The organism is Burkholderia sp. AU33423 (genome assembly GCF_002223135.1).
GTDB lineage: Bacteria > Pseudomonadota > Gammaproteobacteria > Burkholderiales > Burkholderiaceae > Burkholderia > Burkholderia lata_D.
The window spans coordinates 253,568-274,880 of the sequence record NZ_NKFH01000009.1 but is presented as its reverse complement, the minus strand read 5'-3'; the positions used below and the strand labels follow the sequence as shown (position 1 = coordinate 274,880).

The 21,313-nt window shown below is 69.2% G+C and carries 3 protein-coding genes; all 3 read right to left on the bottom strand.

What is annotated here, in order from left to right:
• Positions 1 to 5: 5 nt before the first annotated feature.
• From CFB50_RS34335 to CFB50_RS34325, 3 genes are read right to left on the bottom strand one after another with little or no spacing between them, the layout of a single operon-like run.
• Positions 6 to 13,415 carry a hybrid non-ribosomal peptide synthetase/type I polyketide synthase gene (locus CFB50_RS34335; RefSeq protein ID WP_089448890.1) on the bottom strand — a complete coding sequence of 4,470 codons (13,410 nt, stop codon included), beginning with the start codon at positions 13,413 to 13,415 and terminating at the stop codon, positions 6 to 8.
• Positions 13,412 to 16,735, bottom strand: coding sequence for a bifunctional LLM class flavin-dependent oxidoreductase/SDR family oxidoreductase (locus CFB50_RS34330; RefSeq protein WP_089448889.1), 3,324 nt, complete (start codon positions 16,733 to 16,735; stop codon positions 13,412 to 13,414). The genes CFB50_RS34335 and CFB50_RS34330 overlap by 4 nt, the downstream gene beginning before the upstream one ends.
• Positions 16,732 to 21,150 (bottom strand): beta-ketoacyl synthase N-terminal-like domain-containing protein, encoded by a 4,419-nt coding sequence (locus CFB50_RS34325; RefSeq protein WP_089448888.1) that lies wholly within the window; start codon positions 21,148 to 21,150, stop codon positions 16,732 to 16,734. The genes CFB50_RS34330 and CFB50_RS34325 overlap by 4 nt, the downstream gene beginning before the upstream one ends.
• Positions 21,151 to 21,313 lie beyond the last annotated feature (163 nt).

Sequence of the window (21,313 nt, the reverse complement as noted above, 5' to 3'; positions counted from 1 at the left end):
GCTCCTTAGAATGCGCTGAGTTCGACGGTGGGCTGGCGGGCTTCGGCGCGTTGTCCCAGTGTCAGGTTCCGGATGCGAACGCCCGGATTCGCAAGCACTTCGCCGATGACGGACGTCAGTTCGTTGGCGAGGCCTTGCACCAGCGCTTCGCTGAACCGCCCCGCGTGATAGACGACGCGGATCGCGAGGCCCTCGGCGCGCGGTTCGGCCAGGAACCAGAAATCCGTCGCGGCTTCCGTGTCCGCGCCCTGCGGGTCGAGGTCCGGCAGCTCGGCGATGTGCACTTGTCCCGCGTAGCGATCGACGGGGCCGTGTCGCTGGTTCTGCAGCGTCAGGCCGATGTCGAAGAGCGGATTGCGTCCCGCCACGCGTTTGACGTGCAGCTCGTCGAGCAAGCGATCCAGCGGATACAGCGGGTGCGAGAACGCTTCGAGGGCGGTGTCCCGCACGCGGGTCAGCAGCGTGTCGAACCGGTCGTCGCCCGCGACCCGATCGCGCAGCGCCAGCACGTTCAGGTAGGGGCCGACCTGCGACTCGAGTTCGGGCAGCTCGCGGCCCGCGACCGGCGTGCCGACGACGATGTCCTCCTGGCCGGAACGGCGGTAGAACAGCGCCTTGATGGCGGACAGCAGCGCGATGAACAAGGTCGCGCCGTGGCGCTTGCCGAGCGATTCCAGCGCCGTCGTCTCGGCGGCGGGCAGGTCGAATCGCCAGGATTTCCAGCTCGGCGCGGCCGGCTGCGCGACGTCGCCAGGCAGTTCCAGCGCGCGCAGGCCGCCGCCCAGCTTGGTCAGCCAGTAGTCCTTCATGCGCGCGCCGTCCGGCCCGGCGAGCAGGCGGTTCAGCCAGCCGGCGTAATCCTTGTACTGGATCGGGAGGGCGGGCAGCGGATCGTCGCGATGCTGGACGAATGCGTCATAGAGCGCCGACAGGTCGTCGAGCAGGACCTCCGTGGACCAGCCGTCGCTCACGATGTGATGCATCGTGCAGATGCAGACGTGACGGACTTCGGAGAGCCTGAGCAGCTTGACGCGGAACAGCGGCCCGGTCGCGAGATCCATCGGCGCGAGCCGTTCGCTCGCCTGGATCGACATCGCCTGGGCATCGCGGTCCTCGGCATCCTGCAGATCCACGACCTCGACCGAGAACGCGGCTTCGCCGGGCGGCAGCACCTGCTGGACCGGCTGGTTGCCTTCCAGCACGAAACGCGTGCGCAAGATCTCGTGACGCTCGTTCAACGCGCGGAACGCCCGTACGAGCGCGTCCACGTCCAGCACGCCCTCGAACAGCAGCGACGTGGGCAGCGGCCCGCCGGCTTGCGCCGCATGGAGACGATCCTGGACCCACAGCCGCGTCTGGGCCGGGGAGAGCGCGTAGCTTGCCTGCGCCGGCAGCGGCGTCACCGGCGCGTAGTCGATCGGCTGCGTATCGGCGATGCGCTTCGCGAGGCTCGAGATGGTGGGGAGTGCGAACAGGCTGCGGATTTCCAGCTTCGCATGCAGGTCGCGACGGATGCGCGCGACGACCTTCGTCGCCAGGAGCGAATTGCCGCCCAGCTCGAAGAAATTGGCGGTCGTGCTGATCCGCGCCTTGCCGAGCACTTCCTGCCAGATGGCCGTCAACTGCGCTTCGAGCGCGTTGACGGGCGCAACGTGGTCCAGGCCGTCGGCGGGTTCGGGCAGTTTGGCGCGATCGAGCTTGCCGTTGGGCAGATGCTCGAATGCCGTCACGACGACGAACGCGGCGGGCACCATGTACTCCGGCAGCCGCTGCCGCAGGTGGCCGCGCACCGCTTCGACCAGTTCGGCTTCGGGGTGCGACGAGCACAGCCAGGCGACCAGTCTCGCGCCGTCGTCCACGCCGCGCAGCGCCACGACGGCGGCGTCGACCAGCGGGTGCGAAGTCAGCGCCGCCTCGATTTCACCGGGTTCGATGCGCAGGCCGCGCAGCTTGATCTGGTGATCGATGCGACCGAGGAACTCGATGTTGCCGTCGGGCCGGTAGCGCGCGAGATCGCCGGTGCGGTAGAGGCGCGCGAGCGGGTCGGCAGAGAACGGATCGGCGACGAACTTCTCGGCGCTCAGCTCGGGTTCGCCGTGGTAGCCGCGCCCGACCGGCGTGCCGCCGATCAGCAATTCGCCGGCCACGCCGGTCGGCATGGGCTGCATCTGCGCGTCGACGATGTAGAGGCGGGTGTTGGCGATCGGCCGGCCGATCGGGACGATGCGGTGCGGGTCGTCGCGCCGGCATTCCCATGCTGTCACGTCGACGGCGGCTTCGGTCGGGCCGTAGAGGTTGTACAGGTTGACGTCCAGGCGCTCGAGGCAACGCTGCTGCAGGTCGTGGGGCAGGGCCTCGCCGCTGCACACGACGCGGCGCAGCGACGCGCAGTGCGCGTCGAGGTCCGGATGATCGAGGAACGCGCGCAGCATCGACGGCACGAAATGGAGCGTGGTGATGCGTTCGCGCTCGATGAGCTCGACCAGGTAGTCGGTCTCGCGCTGGCCGCCGGGGCGGGCGAACACGAGGCGCGCACCGGTGACGAGCGGCCAGAAGAGTTCCCAGACCGAGACGTCGAAGCTGAACGGGGTCTTCTGCAGCACCGCATCGTCAGCGTCGAGCGCGTAGGCGTGCTGCATCCAGAGGATGCGGTTGGTGATCGCGCGATGGGTGTTGAGCGCGCCCTTGGGCCGGCCGGTCGAGCCGGACGTGTAGATCATGTAGGCGAGGTTGTCGCCGTTCAGCGCGGGCGCAGGGTTGGACGTCGCCGCGGCATCGAGGTCGAACGAGTCGCTATCGACGACGATCACGTGTGCGTCGGTCTCAGGCAGCGCGTCGCGCAGATGCTGCTGGGTGAGAAGCCAGCGCAACTGCGCGTGGTCGATCATGAAGCGCACGCGCTCGGCGGGGTACTCGGGGTCGACGGGGACGTAGGCGCCGCCGGCCTTGAGGACCGCGAGCAATGCGACGATCATGTCGAGGGCGCGCTCCATCGTGACGCCGACGAGCGCATCGGGGCCGACGCCGAGCGCAATGAGGCGGTGGGCGAGGCGGTTGGCGCGCAGGTTGAGTTCGGCGTAGGTGAGCGCGGCGTCATCGAAGACGGCCGCGACGGCATCGGGCGTACGCTCGACCTGCTGTTCGAACAGGCGATGCAGCGGTTGCGCGGCGGCTTCGCCGAAATCCGTGTCGGTGCGGTTCCACTCGACGGTCAGCCGGTTCCGCTCCGCATCGCTGGACAACGGCAGCGTGGCAACGGCAGCCGACGCATCGTCCGCGAGACGCGTCAGCAGGGTCCGGTAGATGTCGAGGAAACGCTGCACCGTGCTCGCGTCGAACAGATCGGTGTTGTAGTCGCAATCGATCAGGAGCGCTTGCCCCGCGTCGAGCACGTTGACGTTCAGGTCGAACGCGGTATGGCGGATCAGCGGCGCCACGAGGCCGACCGTCAGGCCGGGCAGTTCGGGCAGCGCCGACACGGGTTCGAGGTTGAAGACCGCCGATACCAGCGGCGCGGCGTTGAGATCGCGCTGCGCGCCGATTTCGCGGACCAGCTCGGCGAACGGATAATCCTGGTGCTCGAGCGCGTCGAGCAGGTTCTGCCGGGTGCCGGCCAGGAAGCTCGCCACGGTGGCCTGCTCCGGCAGCGTGGAGCGCAGCGGCAGCAGATGCGTGCAGTAGCCGGCGAGGCGGTCGCTGCCGGCCACGGAGCGGCCGGTCACCGGGATGCCGGTGACGATCTCTTGCTGGCCGGCGACGCGGTGCAGGAACAGATTGAAGCCGGCGAGCAGCACCATGTAGAGCGTGCAGCCGTTCTGACGGGCCGCGGTGCGCAGCGTCGCGGCCGCCGTCGCGTCCAGATGCAGGGACACGCGTTCGCCGTGAAACGTCTTCACCGCGGGCCGCGGGTAGTCCACCGGAAGATTCAGCGGTGCGGCCTGACGCGCGCATTGCGCCAGCCAGTACTCGCGATTCGCCTTCGTTTCCGGGCTGTGGCGCTGGCCGTCGAGCTGCTTCAGGTACGCGCGAAACTGCAGCGGCGCGTCGGCCGGCGCCGCGCCGGCATACGCGCGGGCCAGATCCTCGAGCAGGACGCCGAACGTCGAGCCGTCACAGATGATGTGATGGGCCGTCATCACCAGCAGGTGACGCTCGCTGCCCAGGCGCACGAGCGCGGCCCGAAAGAGCGGGCCGTTCACCAGGTCGAACGGCTGGCGGCTTTCGTGGTCCCGCCATGCGTCCGGGTCCGTGTCGATCAGCGGAATCTCGAGTTTCAGCGACGGATGCACGATCTGGCCCGACCCGTCCGCCATCACCGTGGTGCGCAGCGCCTCGTGCCGGTCGACCAGGCTCTGGACGGCCGCGCGCATCGCGGCTGCGTCGAGCCGGCCGTTCAGTTCGAGCGTGGTGTTGACGTTGTAGGCGAGCGACCCTTCGGGATCGATTTCCGACAACACCCACAGCTGGCGTTGCGCTTCGCTCAGCGCGGCCACCGTGCCGTGTTTCGAGTGCGGCCGGATGAAGCCGCCCCGGCGCAGGTCGGCGACGCTGTCCTTCACCGCGCGGATGAAGCGGTCGATATCCTCGTCCGTATGCGCGGTGGACAGGAAGCAGGTGCGCCATTCCCAGATGTAGATGCCCTTTTCGAGCATGTGATAGAAGAACAGGTCGAGGTTCTCGGTGAATTCGAAACGGAACATCGAGCCGAACCACGTGACCTTGATCGGCGCCTCGGCCTCCACGAAGAACGCATTCAACGTGTCGGCGATCTGCGCGGTGCGTTCGTTGAGCGCGGCCTGCAGCGCCGGGCCTTCCTGTTCGATCTTCTCGAGCACGGCCAGCGCGGCCGCCATCGCGAGCGGGTACTGGCAGAAGGTGCCGCCGAACGCGGTGCGATCCGCGGCGGGGAACGAGTGGTCGCCGTAGGTCCACATGCCGCCGTCAATGGCATCCATGAAGCGGCTGGTGCCGGCGATCACGCCCAGCGGCAGGCCGCCGCCGATGATCTTGCCGTACGTCGCGAGATCGGCCTTGATGCCGAACATTGCTTGCGAGCCGCCCGGATGGACGCGGAAGCCGGTGATCATTTCGTCGAAGATCAGCGCGACGCCGGCCTCCTCGGTGATGCGACGCAGTTCCTTGAGGAATGCGACGGGCTGCAGGGACGGGTTGCGGCTCTGCACCGGCTCCACCATCACGGCGGCGAGGGTCGACGCCATCCCGCGAATGGCGTCGAGCGCCGCGTCGCTGCCGTAGTCGAGCAGGATCATGTTCTCGACCGAGCCGAACGGCACGCCGGGGGCGATGGTTTCCGTCACGCCTTCCGCGTTCGCCGCGGCGAGCGTGCCGTCGGCATGGCCGTGGTACGAATGCGTGAACATCACGATCTTGTCGCGCCCGGTCACGGCGCGTGCGAGCCGCATCGCGGTCATGACGGCCTCGGTGCCGGTGTTCGAGAACGCCACACGATCGAGGCCGGTCACGCGGGCAAAGCGCGCGGCCACTTCGCCGACGAGGCTGGAGCGCGCGCCCAGTTCGAGCGGGCGCTGCCATTCCCGGGTGACCTGGTGCTGGATGAAATCCGGCGTGTGGCCGAACAGATGCACGCCGAAGCCCATCGTGAAATCGATGTACTCGTTGCCGTCGATGTCCCACAGCCGCGAGCCGGCCGCGCGGTCGCCGACGATCGGATACAGCATCTCCTTGGTCGAAAAGCGGAAGCCGACCGTGGCGCGGCTGTCGGCCAGCACCGGGCGCGACGCCTGCACCGAGTCCTTCGATTTCCGGGTGCGCGTCGTGTAGCGCACGATCAGCGCCTCGAGATGCTCCTGCTGCACGGCGGACAGGCCGCGTGCCCGCTGCTGGACCGGGCTGCCCCACGGCATCATCGGCTTGGGCGGCTGATTGTCGGCCGCGGGCGCCGCGGCAGCGGCAGGCGCGGGCTTCGCCGCGGGCGCGGCGGCCGGGGCCGCGATCGCGGCCTGGGGGGCGACGCTCGCCGTGCTCGCGACGGCTTGCGCGGCGACCGTCGCCGGCCGCACGCCGGCCTGGCCGGTCAACGACGTGCGCAGCAGTTCCATCTGCTGGCTCATCACGTGGGACAGCAACTGATTCTGCTCCCGCAACACGCGCTCGACCGTCGAGCCGCCTTCGGCCGCGACCCATTCCACCGGCGCGGCGGCGAGCGGCGCAAGCGCCTGCGCGGACGGCGCGACCGCGACCGCCGCCGTGGACGGTTCTGCGACGGCTACGGCCACGGCCTCGGGCCCGGACGGCGCGGCGGCCGCCGGCAGGTTGTCCGCGACATATTCGGCGAGCGCCTGCACCGTCGCCAGGTCTTCGAAGAAGCGGCGCATGGCCAGCTTCACGCCGTACTCCGCCTCGATGTGCCGGATGGCCTCGATCAGCACGATCGAGTCGGCGCCCATCTCCAGGAAGGGCAGTTCGATGTTGATGGTGTCGGGATCGGCCTGGATCAATTCGCCGATCTTGCCGCGAAGCCATTCGAGAACCTCGCCGCTGCGATTGTGCGTCGGTGCTGCGGCGATGGGTGATGCGCTTGTCTGAGTCATGGACGTGTCCGCTTTCTGGAACCAGGTACGGCTGCGTTGGAAGGGATAGGACGGCAATGCAATGCGTGCGGGCGCGGGTGTTTCGGTCGGGGCCCAGTCGACATCGACGCCGCGGGCATACAGGCTCGACAGCGTTTCGATCAGCGCTTGCTGCTCGACTTGCGGCCGCTGCAGGGCAAGGAACTGGATCCCGGCGTCCGGCGCACAGCACGCGCGGGCCAGGTTGACGAGCACCGGCTTGGGGCCGATTTCGACCAGCACGTTGAAACCGGCTTCGGCGAGGCGCTCGACGCTGCTCGCGAACTGCACCGGCTCACGGCAATGGCGGCGCCAGTACGTGTCGGTGGGCGCCTCGTCCATCACGGCGCCCGTGAGATTCGAATAGAACGGGATCGCCGGGCGGGCGACGGGCACGGCTTGCGCCGCGGCCTGGAAGCTGTCCAGCATCGGCTCGAGCAGCGGCGAGTGAAACGCGTGCGACGTATTGAGCGGCACGGACCGGATGTCCCGCGCGGCGAACGCGTCGACCAGCATCGCGATGCGCTCGCGCTTGCCGGAGATCACGATGCTCGCCGGACCGTTGACGGCCGCCACCGCGACCTCGTGCGGGCACGCTTCGATCGCGCGCTCGACCGTGGCGAGGTCGGTGAAAATGGCCGCCATTTCGCCGTCGCGGGGCAACGCCTGCATCAGCCGGCCGCGTTCGGCGATCAGCCGCAGGCCGTCTTCCGGCGAGAAGACGCCGGCCGCGCAAGCCGCCGCGTACTCGCCGACGCTGTGGCCCATCACGGCATCGGGCACCACACCGAACGACGCCAGCAACGTGGTGAGCGCGTACTGCAGCGAGAACAGGGCCGGCTGGCTGTAGCCGGTCTGGTGAATGTCCTCGCCCTGGGCCGACAGCACCTCGAGCAACGGCTTGTCGAGCAGCGCGTCGGCCACCGCGCGGCAGCGGTCGATGGCGTCGCGGAACACCGGATACGCGTCGTACAGGCGGCGGCCCATGCCGGCGTATTGCGAACCCTGGCCGGTGAACAGGAAGGCCATCTTCACGCGGGGCGCGGGCTGCGTCGTGCCGGCCGGTTCCTTCGCCTGGAAGGCGCGCAGCTTGTCGATGGCGTCGTCGAGCGACGTCACCGGCCACGCCAGCCGATGCGCGAAATGCGAGCGGCCGGTCGCCGCCGAAAAGGCCACGGCCGCGATGTCGAGACCGGGTTCGGCTTCGAGCCGCCGCTGATAGCGCCGGACCAACTCGCGCAACGCCGCCGGGGTCTTGGCCGACAGCACCAGCGGGTGCACCTTGTGCGTCGACGGCGTTGCCTGCCGCGCCGGCGCGGGCGCTTCTTCGAGCACCAGGTGAGCATTGGTGCCGCTCGCGCCGAACGCGCTGACGCCGGCTCGCCGTGGCCGTTCGCCGCGCGGCCACGCGCTCGCCTCGGCGCAGACCTCGAGGGGCAGCGCGTCCCACTGCACCAGCGGGCTTGGCTGGCGGAAATGCAGGTGGGCGGGCAGGCGGTCGTGGTTCAGCGACAGCACGACCTTGATGACCCCCGCGATGCCGGCGGCGGACTCCGTGTGGCCGATGTTGGTTTTCACCGAGCCGACGCGCAGCCGCCGGTCCGCGTCGCGGCCCGCGCCGAACACCGCCGCCAGCGCCTGCAACTCGACGGGATCGCCCAGCGGGGTGCCGGTGCCGTGCGCTTCCACGTAATCGATGGACGCGGCGGGCAGCCCGCCCAGCGCCTGGCGGATCACGGCTTCCTGTGCCCGTCCGTTCGGCGCGGTAAAGCCGCTCGACGCGCCGTCGTGGTTGACGGCCGAACCGCGCAGCACGGCCAGCACGCGATCGCCCGCGGCGAGCGCATCGGACAGGCGCTTGAGCACCAGCGCGCCGCAGCCTTCGCTGCGCACGAAGCCGTCCGCGGATGCGTCGAAAGTCTTGCAGCGGCCATCCGGCGCCAGCGCCCGCGTGCGCGAGACGGCGATGGAGTTGTCCGGCGACAGGATCAGGTTGACGCCGCCCGCGATGGCGAGATCGCACTCGCCGCTGCGCAGGTTCTGGCTGGCGGTATGGATCGCGGTGAGCGACGACGAGCAGGCGGTATCGATCGCCATGCTCGGCCCCTGCACGCCCAGTCCGTAGGAGATGCGGCCGGCCGCCGTGTTCAGCGGATTGCCGGTGAAGAAATAGCCGTCGATGCCGGCGCCGCCGCCGTTGCGAAGCTGCAGGTTCGCGTAATCGTTGGTGGTGATGCCGACGAAGACACCGGTCCGGCTGCCCTTGAGACTGTCGACCGGAATGCCGGCATGCTCCAGCGCTTCGTGACTGACTTCGAGCAACAGGCGCTGCTGCGGGTCCATCGCGCTCGCTTCGCGCGGCGTGATGCGGAAAAACGCCGGATCGAACTGGTCGACGTCGTCGAGAAAACCGCCGAAGCGGCAGTACATCCGCCCCGGCTTTTCAGGATCGGGATCGTAGTACGCGTCGATGTCCCAGCGTTCGCGCGGCACTTCGGAGATCGCGTCCACGCCGTCGTTCAGCAGGTTCCAGTAGGCGTCGAGATCGTGCGCGGCGCCCGGAAACCGGCAGCTCATGCCGACGATCGCGATCGGCTCCGGCGTGCCGGCGTCGCGGGCCTCGATGGCCGGCGCGACCGGTCGCTGCTGCTGCTGCGGCACGGCCTGTGCGGCGGCCGCGTGCGCGTCCGGCGCCGTGCCGGACGCCTGCTCCGCCAGGAAATCCGCGAGGGCGTTGACCGTCGGATGATCGAACAACAGCGCGACCGACAACGGGATGCCCAGCGCATTTTCGAGGTGCGTGCGCACGTCCAGCGCCATCAGCGAATCCATGCCCATCTCGAAGAAGCCGAGATCGCGATCCAGCGTCCCCGCGTCGTAGCCGAGCACCTGGGCCACCGCGCGATCGATGCTGTCCGCCAGCAGGCGCTTGCGCTCGCGCGGCGATGCGTCGCTCAACGCCGGCATCGCCGGCGCGCCGGGCGCGCTTTTGGCCACCCGCACGCGGTCGAGGAACGGCCTGGGTCCGCGCGCCTCGTAGGAGCCCTGGAACAGCGCCAGGTCGATATCGACGACCGCGACCTGGGGGACGGCGGGGAGACGATTCAGCACGTCGAGCGCGCGATCCGCCGCCAGCGACCGGATGCCGACACGCCGCAGCAGCGCTTCCGCCTCCGGGAACGTCATGCCGCCTTCCGCCCACGGCCCCCAGTTCACGCTCAGCGCCGGCAGGCCTTGGCCGCGGCGATGATGGGCGAGCGCGTCGAGGAAGCGGTTCGCGGCACTGTAGTGCGCCTGCTCGCGCGAACCCCACGCGGAAGCGATCGACGAAAACAGGATGAAGAAATCGAGCGGGAAGGGCCCGCTATGCTGATGGAGCAGCCACGCGCCGGCCACCTTGGGTTGCAGCACCGCGTCCAGCTCCTCGCGCTCGACCTGCATGATCGGCTTGTAGCCGACGACGCCGGCCGCGTGCACGATGCCCCGCAGCGGCACGCCGTCGCGCCGGAGCGCGGCGAAGAAATCGGCGACCGCCGCGGGGTCGGCGATATCGAGGCGCTCGCAGCGCAGCGATACGTTCCGCTCACGCAGCTCGGCGATCGCCCGCTGGCTCTCGTCGCTCGCGGCCCCTTGCCGGCCAACCAGGATCAGCGTGCGTGCGCCATGCGCCGCCAGCCACCGGGCGGTGTGCAGCCCGAGCGCGCCGAACCCGCCGGTGATCAGGTAGGCCGCGTCCGGATCGACCGGCAGCGCGGCGGTTTCAGCTTGCGCGAGCGGGCTCAGGCGCGCGACATGGCGCATGCCGTGCCGCAATGCCACCTGGTCCTCGCGGCTCTCGCCGAGCATCTCCTGAAGCAGCGCCTGCGCCTCGTTTTCCGGCGCGGCCGGGTCGAGATCGATCGCGGTGCCGAACCATTCCGGATGCTCGATCATCGCCCCGCGTGCCAGGCCCGCCAGCGCAGCCTGGGCGAGCCCGGATACGTGCGGCACTTCGCCGGCTTCCACCGCGTCGCGCGTGACCACCGAGATCCTGGGCCGGGTCGAAGGCGTCCACTCGCGCTCGCCGCCGACCACCGCGTGCACGAGATGCAGCAGGGCCGTGGACATGCGTGTCGCGCCGACGGCTTCGTCCAGCGCCCACAGAAAGACGATGCGCTGGCCGGGGGCGGCGGTCTCGTCCAGCAGGCGGACGAAATCGTCCGGCCGCTCGGGCGCGACTTGCCAGCCCGCTTCCGCGTCGGCGACATAGGCGGAGCCGGGGCGCACCAGCGAGCAGGATGCGCCGCGCGCGCGCAGCAGCGCCGCGAGCCGCTCGCCGACACCGCTCGCGTCCGCGAAGATCAGCCACGGGGACGCGTCGGCGGCGACCTGTGCCGCCGGCAACGCGGCCTGCTGTTCCCACACCACGTGATAGAGCGGGTGTGCGTTCGACGCGGCGGTTCCGGCGGGGGCGAATGCCGTCCTGAGCAGGTCCGGCAGCGCGTTCAGCATGTCCTCGGGGTACTTGCCGGACGACTTGAGGTGCCGCACCGCTGCGTCGATGCTGCCCGCATCCATGCCGACGACGGGCGACGGGATCTTCTCCAGGCTGAAGCGCTGCCGCTCGAACGGATAGTTCGGCAGCGTCGTGGCGGGCTGGGCGGGCGCCGGGAACAGCGCGCGCCAGTCGAACTGCGCGCCCTGCACGTACAGCGCCGCGAGTGCGCGCTCCAGTGCATCGCCGGCGCAGGGCGGCGGCAGCCAGCCGTCGGCGAGCGCCTCCGACGTGTGCGGCGCGTCGGCCTGATCCGACGCTCCAGCCAGTTGCAACCAGTACTGCGGGTGTGTCACCTCATCGGTCACTTCCGTGCCCAGACAGCCGGAAATCAGGCGGACCGACGGCCGTGCAAGCGAGATGTCCTGAAGCACGGCGCGCAACGCTTCGGCATCCGAACGGGCGGCCACGAGGCGTAGTGCGTCGGCCACGCTCACGACGCCCGCCACGCAGGCCGCGACATATTCGCCGATGCCTTGGCCCGACACGACGGCCGGGCGGATGCCCCATCCCTTCCACAGTTCCGCCCACGCGAACTGGATCGCGAAGCGGCCCGCGTCGGTCTCGACTGCCTCCAGCGGCACCGCGCAACGCGCGAACGCATCGCGGAACAGCGGTTCCGACGCGTGGAGCGCGCGTGCGACGCCGGTGTCCGGCGCACCGAACCCGAAGCCCACGCGCAACGCCTTGCCCGTGCGCGGCGCTGCCGCCGACGCTGCCTTCACGCCCGATACATAGGCCGCGCGAAACGGATAGTGACTCCGTCCGGTGGCGGCGGCGCGGCAGATGGCGGCCAGTTCCCGCGGCGTCGCGCCGGCGATCGCGCGCTCGTAGCGTTGCACGAGCGCCGCCAGCGCCGCTTCGGATCGTGCCGACAGCAGCAGCAGCGCGCGCTGCGCGGCGTGCGCCGGCGCGACGGGCGGTTCCTCGACGATCGCGTGGGCGTTGGTGCCGCTGAATCCGAACGCGCTCACCCCGGCGATGCGCCTGCGTTCCCCGCGCTGCCACGCGACCGGATCGGCGGCGACGCGGATCGGGATGTCCTGCCACGGCGTATGCGGATTGGGTTGGGTGAAATGCAGGTGCGCCGGAATCCGGTCGTGCTCGAACGACAGCAGGACCTTGATCAGGCCGGCGATGCCGGACGCCGACTCCAGATGCCCGATATTGGTCTTGACCGAACCGATCACGAGCGGCTCGTTCGCCGCGCGCCCGGCGCCGTAGACGCCGGCCAGCGCTTCGACCTCGATCGGGTCGCCGAGGGACGTCCCGGTACCGTGCGCCTCGACATAGGAGACGTCGCCGGGCGCGAGGCCGGCCTGGTTCAGTGCGCGGCGGATCACCCGTTCCTGCGAATCGCGGCTCGGCACGGTCAGCCCGCCGCCCGCGCCGCCCTGGTCGACCGCCGTACCGCGCACGATGCCGAGCACGCGGTCGCCGTCGGCGAGCGCGTCGGTGAGGCGCTTGAGCACCACCATGCCGCACCCTTCGCCGCGCACGTAGCCGTCCGCGGCCGCGTCGAAGGTCTTGCAGCGTCCGTCCGGCGACAGCATGCGCGCCTGCGAGAAACTGACCATGACCTCGGGCGACAGCATCAGATTGACGCCGCCCGCGAGCGCCATGCCGGTTTCGCGCGAGCGCAGGCTTTCGCAGGCCAGGTGCAGGCACACCAGCGACGACGAGCAGGCGGTATCGATCGCCATGCTCGGGCCGGTGAGGCCGAGCACGAACGACAGCCGGCCCGCGGCCATGTTCAGCGCACTGCCCGTGCCCGCGTAGCTGCTCGACGGCATCGACGCATTGGACACCTGGATCGCGTGGTCGAAGCAGGTGATGCCGACGTACACGCCCGTGGCGGACTGCCGGAAGCGCTCGGGCGCGAGATGGGCGTTCTCGAGCGCCTCCCATGCCACTTCGAGCAGGAGCCGTTGTTGCGGATCGAGGTAGGTCGCTTCGCGCGGCGCGATCCCGAAGAACGCCGCGTCGAATTGATCCACGCGTTCGAGAAAGGCGCCGTGGCGGGTCGCCATCTTGCCGGGCACGGACGGATCGGGGTCGTAATAGCGATCGATGTCCCAGCGTTCGCCCGGCACTTCGGTGACGGCATCGCGCGCGCCATCGAGCAGTTGCCAGAACGCGTCCGGCGTATCGCTGCGGCCGGGGAAGCGGCAAGCCATGCCGATGACGGCGATCGGCTCGTTGCGGTCCGAACGCAGCGCCGCGATTTCCGCGCGCCGCAGGCGCAATTCGTCGAGTGCGGCTTTCAGTGCTTGCGTGGCCTTGGCGTTCATTGGGCGCCGATCTCCTGGGCGATCAGTTCGGAAAGGTCATCCTCGTCGAGGTCGTCGGATGCTTCGTCGACGACCGGCGCGGGGAGCGACGGCGACAGTTCGTTGAGCACGTACTGGGCGAGCGTCTGCAGGTTCGGATAGGAAAAGAACAACGTCGCGCGAAACGGTCTGCCGAACACCTTGGTGAGGCGATCGGTCAGTTCGAGCGCGACCAGCGAATCCAGGCCGAGATCGAGCAGCGATTGCTCGGGCGCGATGGCGTCCGGGCCGGAAAGACGCAAGGTCTCCGCCAGCATCGCGGCGAGCGTGTCGGTGATGCGCTCGACCCGCTCACGCGGCGCGCACGCTTGCAGCTGGCGCAGCAATGCCGTTTCCTGCTGCGCGGGTTGCGCGGCCGGTTGCGCCAGCTCGGAAAAGAGCGCGGACCCGGCGGCCGGCGCATCGACCCGGAACAGGGTCGGCCAGTCGATCCGTGCGACCCCGGACTGCGCGACGCCGGACGCCATCAGCCGTTCCAGCGTCGCGATGGCCAGCTCGGGCGGCAGCGTGCCGACGCCGAGCGCGCCCAGCTGTTCGTGCGCGCGCCGTCCGTAGTCGGTGGCGGCGTGGCCGATCTCCGCCCACGGCCCCCAATTGACGCTGAGCCCCGGTTTGCCCTGCGCGCGCCGATGCTGGGCGAGCGCGTCGAGGAAGCTGTTCGCCGCCGCGTAGTTGCCCTGGCCCGGCATGGTGATCAGCGCGGCCATCGACGAGAACAGCACGAAATGGTCGAGCGGCAAGTCGGCCGTCAGCTCGTGCAGGTACCAGGCGCCGTCGGCCTTGCCGCTGCCGGCGCGATGGAAGACGTCGTCGTCCTGGCGCGTCAGCAGCGCATCGTCGAGCGCGCCGGCGAGGTGAAAGACCCCTTTGAGCGGAGGCATCGAATGCGCGATCTCACCGAGCGCCTGCTCGACGTCCTCGCGACGCGACAGGTCGGCGCGAATGAACCGCGCGTCGAGCGTGCGCAGGATTTTCTCGTGCGCGGCGGAAGGCTCGCCGCGCCCCAGCAAGACGATTTTCCCGGCGCCGTTGTCGGCAAGCCAGGACGCGAGCCGCAGGCCGAGCCCGCCGAGCCCGCCGGTCACCAGATAGGTCGCGTCATCGTGGAACCGGACCGGCCGGTGGCTGACGAATTCGCGATTGTCGCGGGCGATGCGCGCGACGTAGCGCTGGTCACGGCGAAACGCGATCATGTCTTCACGGCCGCCGGCCTGTACCGCTTGCACGATGTGAGCCGCCGACGGCTGCGCGGGATCGAGGTCGACGAGCCCGCCCCACAGCGCTGCATGCTCCACCGCGATCGCCCGGCCCAATCCCCACAGCGGGGCCTGTGCCACCGCGATCGATTCGCCATCCAGAACATGCATCGCGCCCGACGTCACCAGCCACAGACGCGCCTGCAGGGCCGACGGCGTGCGTGACGCAAGCGCCCTGACCAGATGCAGCACGCTCGCGCTGGCACGCCGTCTCGCCGCGATGTCGGCGGGCGCGAGATCGAGACTCCACAGGTGGATGACGCCCTTCAGCGGGCGGTCGGGCGCGGGCAGTTCCGGCGTCGCGTCGGCGAAGCGCAGCGTGCACGTATCGCCGTTGGCTTCCAGCAGCGCCGACAGCTGTGCGCCCACGCCGCCGCGGTCCGCGAGAATCAGCCACTCGCCCTGCGCCGAACCGCCGGTTGCCGCGTCGACGTTCGACGGTCTCCAGACGCGTTGATAGAGCAGCGCGGCGAAGTCGTGCCGCTCGACGGCGCGCCCCGCGCGCACCTGCTGCAACCGCAGCCCATCGATCTCGATCAGCAGTCGCCCCGCCAGGTCATGGATGCGGATGTCGCCCTCCAGCGTGCCCTGTCCGACCGGCTTGCGCAGCGTGGCGTGACTCCATGCCTCGGTCGACGACGGCGGCTGAAGCACCCGTACCGCGCCGATCGAGCTGGGCAGGTACAGGTCGCCGGACGCCAGCGCGTCCGGATCGATGGCGGCCGCGAGCACGCGGCTGCACGCATCGAGAAAGGCGGGGTGGACCTGGTAGGGCGACGACGCCAGCGCGTCGGCCGGCAGGCTGATTTTTCCCAGCGCCTCGCCGGTCGTGCGCCAGATCTGCCGGATCGCGTCGAACACACCGTCGATCTGCACGCCGTGCTGCCGGATTTCGCCGTTGAAGTCCGCGCCCGACGTCGTTTCCGGGCAGCGAGCTTGCACTTCGGCGGCATCGAATCGCGTCGGCGCGGCGGATGGCCTGGGGGCGCACATCTCCCGCAGTCGACGCAACTGCGGAAGGTTGCCGAGGATCCGCTCGACCGGCGGACCGAAATCGAGCAGGCAGGCCACTTCGTCCACGCCGATCGACTCGAGATCCCGCACCAGTTCGACGCAGGTTTCCGGCGTGCCGATGAGCCCGCGCGATTGCGCGAAGCGTTCATAGAGAAACTCGACGAACTCGTCCAGTTCGCGTGCACCCATCGCGCGCACGTCCACCGACTGGCCGCGACTCTGCGCCAGCCCGTTCAGCAGCCCGATATTGCTGCGGATGTAGTTGCAGAACGGCACACGCGCCTGTTCGCGCGCCTGCACCGCATCGTCGCCGACGAACGTGTGCAGCATCACGGACACGGTGCCGGCCGCCGGATCGAAGCCCTGCTTCGCGCGCGCCTCGCGGTAGAGGGCGATCTTGTGCGCGAGCTGGTCCCGATCCTGGTCGAGCACGTGGGTCAGCAGGTTGGCGCCGACTTCGCCGGCACGCTCGAACGTCTGCGGATTGCTCGCGGCGGTCACCCAGACGGGCAGTTCCGGCTGCACCGGCGTCGGATAGACGCGCAGCCGCACCGGCTTGCCGACGCCGTTCGTCGCATCCAGCGTGCCGCCGCGCCACAGATGCTGGACGGCGCGCATCGTGGTCAGCATGTCGTCCTGCCGGCTCGCATACTTGTCCGGGGCGAACACGAAGTCGTCAGGATTCCATCCGGACGCGAACGACACGCCCACGCGGCCGTTCGACAGGTTGTCCACCATCGACCATTCTTCCGCGATCCGGATCGGGTTGTGCAGCGCGGCGACCACGCTGCCCGCGACCAGCTTCACGCGTTGGGTGGCGGCGGCGAGCGCGGCGTGCAGGACGGCGGGATTCGGGTACAGCGAGCCGAATTCGGTGAAATGGCGCTCCGGCACCCAGACGCTGGAGAACCCGTTCGCATCGGCGAAACGCGCGCTTTCCATCACGAGCTGGTACTTGTTGCCGGACAACGCCTCTTCACTGCTGGCGAAGAACATCAAGCCGAATTTCATGCGTGGCTCCGATCCGATTCGTGAATTTCGGCACTCGCGCACATCTGCCACGTCGCGGCGGCGCGGGTGTCGTCGATCCGGTGATAGACGGCAAACGAAAACGGTCCCCAGGACCGGCGGCTCAGCACGGTCTGCACGGTGCGCGATGCATGCGGATGCAATGGCAACGGCGCATGCAGGGCGAGGTCCTTCAACGTCGTATGGCCGGCAGCGCCGATTTCCGACGTGGCCGACAGCGCCATTTCCACGAAGGCGGAATAGGGCAGGACGGGCGAACCCTTGACGCGATGACCGTCGAGAAAGGTGGTGGCCGGCGCATCGAGACGCGATTGCCAGATCCACGTGGCCGGCGCATGCGCGTGCTGCTCCATGAGGCGCCCGAGCAACGGATGCCGAGGCGCACGTGGCGTGATCCAGAAGCCGCGACGCTCGAACGGGTAGGTCGGCAGGGCGAGCCGGCGGCGCGGTGCGTCCCGCTCCACGGCATCCCAGTCGATGGACGCGCCGCGTACGTACAGCGCGGCGAGCGTGTGCAGGATCGCGTCCCACGCGGCCGTGTGCGCGCCGATTTCGATCACGATGCCGGGCTGTCCTGCCGCACCGCCGTCCGGCGCCTGCGGCACGCCGGCCCACGAGGCTGCGGCGCGATGTCCGTCGCCGGTGCTGCTGACGGCATCCGGTGTGATGCCGAAGGACATCCACAGTTGCGCGAGCGCGCGCTGGAATGCCGTGAACCCGGCGTCGGCGGGGGCGAGCCCCGGCGCCTCGGACTCCCGCTGCATCAGCGCATCGAAAGCGGGGCAGGCCGAGCGCAATTGCCGAACCGCGTCGGCGCTGCCGCCGTCGTCGGCGCAGAAGTGGAACGTCACCGCAGGCGGTGTTTCGGCAGGCTCCCCGGACGAAACGGCATCAAGTTGCGAACGCAACGAATCGAGGCTCGATGCGACGATGGCCGCGCGCCGCGTGAAGTGGGTGCGCCCGGTATTGGCCGTGAACGCGACATCCCGCACACGGGCCTCGGGATGGGCGTCGAGATAGGCCGCATAGGACGCGGCCAGCGCTTGCAACGCTTCCGGCGTGCGCGCGGAGAGCGTCACGACGCGCGCCGCGGGCGCGGCCGGGTCGGCTTCGATCGCTGCGGGCCCCGGCGCTTCGGACAGGATCAGGTGCGCGTTGGTACCGCCGAAGCCGAACGAACTGACGCCGGCCAGGCGCGGCCCGTGTTCCGAATGCCACGGCGTGACCTGCTGCGGAATGCGGAAGGGCGTGCCGTCGAGCGCGATTTGCGGATTGATCGACCGGAAATGGAGGTTCGGCGGAATGGCGTGATGGTGGAGCGCAAGGGCGGTCTTGATCAGGCTGGCGATGCCCGCCGCCGATTCCAGATGGCCGATGTTGGTCTTGACCGACCCGATCCAGCAGTGATCGTCCGGCCGGCGGGATTCGCCCAGGACGGCCGCCAGCGAGTTCAACTCGATCGGGTCGCCGAGCGGCGTGCCCGTACCGTGCGCTTCGACGAAGCCGATGTCGTGCGCGCGCACGCCGGCATCACGCAGCGCACCGTGAATCACGGCCTGCTGGGCCGGGCCATTCGGCGCGGTCAGGCCATTGCTGCGTCCATCCTGGTTCACCGCGGAGCCGCGGATCACGGCGAACACGGTGTCGCCGTTCTCGAGCGCATCGTCGAGCCGCTTGAGCAGCACCATGCCCACGCCTTCGCCGCGCACATAACCGTTCGCCGACGCATCGAACGCCTTGCATCGGCCATCCGGCGACAGCATGCCCGCTTGCGTGAAGGACGCGCTCAATTGCGGCGCCAGAATCAGGTTGACCCCGCCGGCCAGCGCCGCATCGGACTCGCCGCGCTGCAGCGCGCGGCATGCCTGATGCACCGCGACGAGCGAGGACGAACACGCGGTATCGACCGCCCAGCTCGGGCCGCGCAAATCGAGCGCATAGGAAATGCGGTTGGCGGCGACGCTGAGCGCGTTGCCCGTCGCGACATAAGGGCCGACGTCCGCGACTTCGTCCTGCGCCAGGCGGATGTAGTCCGAATTGCTGATGCCGACGATGACCGCGGTGCGTCCGCCGGCGAGACTGCGGGGCGCGATCCCCGCATGCTCGAGCGTCTCCCAGGCCACCTCCAGCAGCAGACGCTGTTGCGGATCCATCGATTCGGCTTCGCGGGCGCTGATGCCGAAGAAAGCCGCATCGAACTGATCGACCTGGTCCAGCAGTCCGGCGGGCGGAAGGTCGGCGGCGCGCTGCGTCGACGCACCGACCGCGTCCCGGCCCTCCAGCAGAAGCTGCCAGAATGCGTCGGGATTGCCGGCGCCGGGGAAACGGCATCCCATGCCGACGATCGCGATATCCGCGCGTGCTTCGACCGAGCCGGGCTTCTGGTCCGGCATGGCATTCCCGGCGCCGCTCAAATGGCGCGCCAGCAGCGAAATACTCGGAAAATCGTAGACGACGGTCGGGGAAACCGGCCGCCCGAGCCAGTCCTGCAACTCGCCCGAGAGCAGGATGGCGTCCTTCGAATCGAGCCCATGGATGCTGAACGGCGCGTCGGGGTCGATCTTGCCGGAAGCGATTCCCGACAGGCGCGAGACACGCTCGATGCACCATTGCACCAGCGCTTGCGTGTCGCGTGGCGTGGCCGTCTGCGGGGCGAGTGGCGGCGCGGAGAACGCACGCCGCCACTCGCCCGCGATCGCGAGCCCCTGTTCATCGAGAAATGCCTGCCTGATCCGGCTCCGCTGGATTTTTCCGCTGGACGTGCGCAGGATCGTCGCGGGCTTCAACAGGACCGCCGCATACAGATCGACGTCGTGCGCTTCGGCGAGCGCGCGCCGGATCTCCGCGGCGACGGCTTCCGCATCCAGCGTGTTGAGCGCTTCCCGGCGCACTTCACAGGCGACAACGATCCGCTCCACGTTATCGACGCTGATCGAGAAAGCCGCCGATGCGTTCGGCGCGAGCGCGGGGTGGCTTCCCTCCGCGGTTTGTTCGAGATCCTGCGGGTAGTGATTGCGGCCGGCGACGATGATGAGGTCTTTCAAACGGCCGGTGACGAAGAGGTCCTCGCCGTCGACGAAGCCGAGATCGCCCGTGCGCAGGTAACGCGCGTCATCGCCATCCAGCTTCGCGCGGAAGGTGTGCTCCGTTTCCTCGATACGGTTCCAGTAGCCGACGCCGACGCTCGGGCCGGTCAGCCAGATTTCGCCGATCCGGCCGGGCGCGCAGCGCGCGCCGGTATCCGGATTCACGATCTGCAGGCGATGCTCCGCCCAGGTCCGACCGCATGAGACCAGCGCGTGGCGCTTGCCTTGGTCGCTTCTCGTCGCCACGCCTTGTGCCAGGTCGTCGGCATCGTAGTCCGCCACGCGCGGCAGCGAGCGTGCCGGCTGACCGGAGATGAACAAGGTCGCCTCGGCCATGCCGTAGACCGGGCGCATGGTGTGCGCGTGGAAGCCGCATGCGGCGAATGCGCGCGAAAAACGCGCCACCGACTCCGCGCGCACCGGTTCCGCGCCGTTGAATGCCACGCGCCAGCTGCTCAGGTCCAGCTGCGCGCGCGCCTCGTCAGAGATTTTGCGCGCGCACAGGTCATACGCGAAATCCGGCGCGGCGCAATGCGTGCCGCGATACTTCGTGATGGCCTGCAGCCAGCGGATGGGCTTCTGCACGAACGCCGCCGGCGCCATCAGCACCGACAGCACGCCGAGATAGATCGGCAGCAGCACCTTCCCGAAAAAGCCCATGTCGTGAAACACCGGGAGCCAGCTGACGAACACCGTCGACGCATCGGCATCGCTCGCCTCGGCGATGACCGCCATATTGCTCAGGATGTTCGCATGGCTGATCATCACGCCTTTGGGCGTACCGGTGGAGCCTGACGTGTATTGCAGAAGCGCCAGCGTCTGCGGCGTGATGTCCGGTGCGCGCCATTGTTCGGCCGGCGCGTCGAAGCGCTGGTCCGTCGCCAGAATCTTCAGTTCCAGCGTGTCGGAATAGCCGTCCGCGTGATGCGCGATGCCGTCGAGCGTGGCGGCGTCGGTCAGCGCGACGACTGGCCCGGCGTCGGCGACGATGGCCTTGAGACGGTCGGCGGGACGATGCCTGCGCGGCGGATAGGCGGGTACGCCGATCAGGCCGGCGTACAGGCATCCCACCCATGCGCAGATGAATTCCAGCCCGGGCGGATAGACCAGCAGGACGCGATCGCCCGGTTGCGCGATGTCTTGCAGCCTGGCGGCGATGCCGCGCGCCCGCTTGTCCAGGTCGCCGAACGTGAGTCGAGTCAGTTCCGCTTCGCCGCTTTCGAGAAAAATGAACGCGGTCTTCTCCGGTTCGACCTTGCCGCGAAACAACAAAATTTCTGTAACAGTCCTGAATTTTGTATCGGGAAGCATGCTCAACCTTCGTTGTCTTCTAAACGTTGAATATCTCAGGACCGGTTGTGGCGATCCCGCCAAGCTCGCTTCACTGGACGGTATTGAAATTAGAGCATCGCTCTAACCCGACGTCTGCCCCGTAATCCAAGGACACGGCGTTTCGCGCACTTGATCAATACGG

Bases quoted from the DNA above. Each gene is read 5' to 3' on its own strand.
- CFB50_RS34325 (WP_089448888.1), bottom strand. From the start codon at position 21,150: ATGCTTCCCGATACAAAATTCAGGACTGTTACAGAAATTTTGTTGTTT.
- CFB50_RS34330 (WP_089448889.1), bottom strand. From the start codon at position 16,735: ATGAAATTCGGCTTGATGTTCTTCGCCAGCAGTGAAGAGGCGTTGTCC.
- CFB50_RS34335 (WP_089448890.1), bottom strand. From the start codon at position 13,415: ATGAACGCCAAGGCCACGCAAGCACTGAAAGCCGCACTCGACGAATTG.